3 protein-coding genes are annotated in these 2,296 nt (G+C 71.2%); 1 reads left to right on the top strand and 2 read right to left on the bottom strand.

Going from position 1 to position 2,296, the window contains the following annotated elements; translation table 11 throughout:
- Window positions 1-238: 238 nt before the first annotated feature.
- Both AC08ON_RS15120 and AC08ON_RS15125 read right to left on the bottom strand, forming a co-directional pair.
- The gene (locus tag AC08ON_RS15120; RefSeq protein WP_476608092.1) at window positions 239-655 is read right to left on the bottom strand and encodes a Dabb family protein; all 417 of its coding nucleotides are present in this window, start codon (window positions 653-655) and stop codon (window positions 239-241) included.
- On the bottom strand, window positions 652-822 hold the full coding sequence (locus AC08ON_RS15125; protein ID WP_476608091.1) for a hypothetical protein: 171 nt from the start codon (window positions 820-822) through the stop codon (window positions 652-654). Before AC08ON_RS15125 ends, AC08ON_RS15120 begins: the two co-directional genes overlap by 4 nt.
- Window positions 823-915: 93 nt before the next feature.
- On the opposite strand from AC08ON_RS15125, the gene AC08ON_RS15130 reads away from it, so the two are divergent.
- Window positions 916-2,296 (top strand): AAA family ATPase (locus AC08ON_RS15130; protein ID WP_476617196.1); only part of this gene is annotated, 1,381 nt, incomplete at its 3' end.

The raw sequence follows: 2,296 nt of genomic DNA on the forward strand, positions 1-2,296 counted from the left end.
CCCGGGGAACTGCTTGGTGCACTGCTCGACGTGGGCAGTTACTGACATCCCAGCTGAACAAGGGAGAACCATCCATGCTCCGGCGGCTTGAGAAGCCGCCGGCTTTAGCCGGCGGAGGAGTCACCAGCAACCGTTCCAGGGGTGCGAACCGCACGTAGTCCACAGGTTCGGTGTCCACAGGTTCGGTGTTGGACGTCAGGGGCTCGGCGGGCCACGGTGTCTCGATTCGTCGGAGCGGTCAGTAGGCGTGCGTGCCGGGAGCACTGCTGCCGGTGTAGGAGGCGAGACCGGATACCAGCTTCGCGAGGGCGGGGTCCTCCTCGTAGCGACGCTTGTGCAGGGCTGCGATCTTCTCGGCGATCTCCGGGTCCTTGTGGTCGGTGACGTCGAACGACACGAACGTGCCGACCAACGGGAGCCCGATCTCGTCGGTATGCCGGTGGGCGGGGTGCTTGAGGTACTCCCAGTATCCGTCGAGGTCCTCGATGACATAGGTCGCGCCCCACTCGAACTCGCCGCCGACGTCGCGGCCGACCACGAACGAGGTCACCGACGGGATGACACGACCTTGGTTGCGCAAGCTCTCGACCGCTTCCTCCACCTTGTCTGCCGGGGCGTCGGGGCGAAGGGTCATGCGGACCGTGTGGTAGATCATCGGGTGTCGTCCTTTCCCTGATGGGGTGAACGGATCAGCAGCGCCGCGGCGATCGCGCCCGCGAGGGCCGCGATCCCGGTCCAGGTGAAGGCTCCGGCGACGCCGGAGACCTCGATGCCGCCGCCGCGAGCACGGTCGCCCGAGCGGCGCGCGTCGGGGACTCGCACAGGTGGCCCGTGGTCATGGACACCGGACTCCCTCCGTCGAGTCGGGTAGTGGCTCGACTCGAGGCTCGCACTGGTCCGGCACCGCCCGCGTCGGTGAAAACCACCTACATCGGCGCGCATACTGTTCCCGTTGTGGGGATACCGGTCCGGACGTTCGTCGGCAGGGGTGAGGAACGCCGCAGGCTCGAGGCGCTGGTCGCGGGCGCCAAGGACGGCGAGGGCGGGGTGCTGGTGCTCCGCGGCGAGGCCGGTATCGGCAAGAGCGCACTGCTCGACCACCTGCGGCGCTCGGCGCAGGGGATGCGGGTCATCGAGGCGACCGGATCCCAGTTTGAGACCGAGTTCCCGTTCGCCGCACTGCACCAGCTGTGCGTCCCGGCCCTGGGCGACCTCGCGGCACTACCCCCGCCACACCGCGCGGCACTGGAGGCGGCGTTCGGCCTCGCCGACGGCACACCAGAAATGTTCCGCATCGGCATGGCAGCCCTGGAACTGCTGGTCACCGCGGCGGGGTCGGAACCGGTGCTGTGCCTCGTCGACGAGGCACACTGGCTCGACGACGCATTGACACGGATACTGACGTTCCTTGCGCGGCGCATCGCGGCCGAACCGGTGGCGATGGTGCTGGCCGCACGGCACGGACTTGACGAGCTACCGAGCGTCGAGGTGACCGGGCTGGCCGACGACGACGCCCGCCGGCTGCTGGCGGACACCCGCGCCACGCTGGACGGGACCGTGCGGGACCGCGTGCTCGCCGAGGCCAGGGGCAACCCGCTCGCGCTGCTCGCGCTGCTCGAACTGCCCGGCGCCGGCGGCTTTGCCCTGCCCGACGCGTCCTCGGTGCCCAGCAGGGTCGAACGCAGTTTCCAGGATCGTCTCGTGCCCCTGCCCGAGGACGTGCGATTGCTGCTGACCGTGGCTAGCGCCGACCCGACCGGTGACCCCGGCCTGTTGTGGGCCGCAGCCGAACGACTCGGTGTCGGCCCGGCGGCTGGCGCGCACGCCGAGGCGTCCGGGCTGGTCGAGCTCGGCCCGCGCGTGCGGTTCTGCCACCCGCTCGCCAGGTCCGCGGTCTACCAGGCCGCCGCCGTCGAGGACCGCCACGCCGCGCACCAGGCGCTCACCGAGGTCACGGACCCGGAACGGGACCCCGACCGGCGGGCCTGGCATCGCGCGCAGGCCGGTGCCGGCCCCGACGAGGACACCGCCGCGGAACTGAACCGTTGCGCCACCCGTGCCGCGGCACGTGGGGGAGTGGCGGCTGCCGCGGCGTTCCTCGCGCGGGCCGCTGCCCTATCCCGTGACCCCGCGCGCCGCACCGAACGCACACTCGCGGCCGCGCAGGCTCACCTCGACTCCGGTGCACTCGACGCGGCGGACGGCCTGCTCACCGCGGTCACGGTGGACGGGACCGACTCCGTCGCGCTGGCCAGGGTGGAGCTGATGCGCGGGCGGATCACGTTCGTGCGCCACC

It is taken from the genome of Frankia sp. CoWAU3, assembly GCF_977971855.1.